The following is a 2,065-nucleotide window of genomic DNA, read 5'->3' as shown; positions in this document are numbered from 1 at the left end:
TCTCAGGGTCGACATATTGCCACTTACTTTCTAGGCGTACCCATTTTTCATGGCTATAACTATTTTCATTACTGCCGTTATATAAAACCCCTGAAGAAAAATTACCGATGGCACTGTTAAAAATCCCTTCTGCCGAACCGGAAAAGGTATTTTCATCATTGGTTATGGTGTTATACAGGCTGTAGTTGAGAATAGCTGCATTTAAGGGCTTCATCTTCAGCAAATGCGGGCTAGTAATCTGCTGACCATTTAAGTCAACTGAATAGCCCGTTAACATGTTCGACGGAATTTTTAAGTTTAAAGATTGCTCATTTTCGAGATATTTAAACTGGACTCCGTTTAGATCGTTAATACATACCCATTGGCTATCAACAACATGTTCATCCATTTTCAGTCTTAAAATTTTTAAGTCACGAACACGGATATACAATTTACCATATTGATCTTGTCGTACCGATATTAAATCTCTAGAAATACTTGAGTTAACAGAAACGTTTAAAAATAGTTGTATATATCCCTTATCAGAGCTTAAGAGCTGGTGAGAAAAATTCGTAACTTCTGGAATACTAGGTAATGCAGCATTGATGTTATCTTGCAATGATTCAGCAAAAGCATGAGTTGGCAAGTACATAGCACATAAGGCACTTACGAGATATTTCATATGTGCCTCTTTAAAGAGATGTTTGCTTACCGTTAATATTCAATGAAATATTATATTTATGATCAGCTTGAAATTTAAAGTCTGGGCCAATATTAAAATTTCTTGATTTCCCAGCAAGAATATAACCATTTACCGTATTTACTTTAATGGCATAACTTTTATTCGCTGTTGTATCAACAAGCACTAAATTATTTAACAGCGCATGCCGATTCCCAACATTATTTATCGTGACATAAGCCTTATCTTGTTCTTGTTCTATTGACCAATTCAGTTTAGTAATCGCATCTTTATTCACTACAAATAAAGGCAACGATGAACGTAGTAATACATTAACACCTTGATCCACTTTACGACTATCAACTGGTTTCGGTAACTCATCGATAATAATACGATAAGTTTTCTCACCAGAAATAGATTCAGGGTTAATTCTAACTACACGCAAATTATAAGAATCATTAGGCTTTAATTTTAAAAATGGTGGGCTAATTGCAATCTCTTCTGTAGGGATCAATTGATCTTGCCCTGCATTTTGTCTCCATTCAAATACGCGCATCTGTAAATCTGCACTTTCATTTGACTGGTTATATAAACTAATTGAAGATGCAGCTTGGTCACTCAGTATTTCAACACTTACAGGTGAAAGTCGGATTGATGCTGCATTTAGCATACTAGGAAAAAATAACAATAAACTTGTAACAACAAAGATATTTTTTCTCATGATTTGCCCAAAACTACTTTTCTCAAATTGAGCTAGCTCTCTTAAAACAAGAGCTAGCGATAACACCATAAAACTTATTAAAAATTAATAAGTCACTGTTACAGTCACAGTATCAACATAGCTACCCGCACTTGGTAATATTGAGCCAGCGGGAATACGTCCATAGACGTTAACTGTTTGTATGTCACCAGTACCAGTGCCGCTATATGCAGTTGTTGAAATACCAATCGCTGTAGCACGCCCTGTGTCAGAGAAAAGGTTATAAGGAATATATTCGTTACTAGTTGCACCACCAATCATACGACGTTGTGTCGATTGAGCATTCTTACCCGCATCAAAAGCCAAAGTCCATGGCACAGTGTTATTGCATAAAACTTTAATGGCGGTACCGCCTGTTGTTGTGGTGTCTGCATCGACGTTGCTAGCAAGTGAACTTAAGGTACCAAAATCCAAAACTGCATTTGATGTAGTACCCGTTGCAGAAGTATTTAGAACACAACTATTTGTAATAGTTGCTTTAACAGTTAATGTTCCGGTAGCTGTTGCAGCATTTGCGACATTGATAGACATTAAACCCATAGCAATTGCTGATAAACAAATGAGAGACTTATTCATGGTTAAAAACCTTTTTAAATTACGCCAATAAAATTAATAGATGTAAAAACTAGCCTTCCCCATCACAATCA

2 protein-coding genes and 1 pseudogene are annotated in these 2,065 nt (G+C 35.8%); all 3 read right to left on the bottom strand.

What is annotated here, in order from left to right; translation table 11 throughout:
* Nucleotides 1–631 (bottom strand): annotated as a pseudogene (locus HUN22_RS16730) (fimbria/pilus outer membrane usher protein); the annotation flags it as partial.
* A 40-nt stretch (nt 632–671) separates the two neighbouring features.
* A complete protein-coding gene (locus HUN22_RS16725) occupies nt 672–1,379 on the bottom strand; it encodes a fimbrial biogenesis chaperone (RefSeq protein ID WP_174731742.1) in 708 nt (235 codons plus the stop codon).
* 84 nt (nt 1,380–1,463) lie between these two features.
* Nucleotides 1,464–1,994, bottom strand: coding sequence for a Csu type fimbrial protein (locus tag HUN22_RS16720; RefSeq protein WP_217484527.1), 531 nt, complete (start codon nt 1,992–1,994; stop codon nt 1,464–1,466).
* Between the last annotated feature and the right edge of the window lie 71 nt (nt 1,995–2,065).

The organism is Acinetobacter lactucae (assembly GCF_013344765.1).
Lineage (GTDB): Bacteria > Pseudomonadota > Gammaproteobacteria > Pseudomonadales > Moraxellaceae > Acinetobacter > Acinetobacter lactucae_A.
This window is presented reverse-complemented; position numbering and strand designations above follow the sequence as displayed.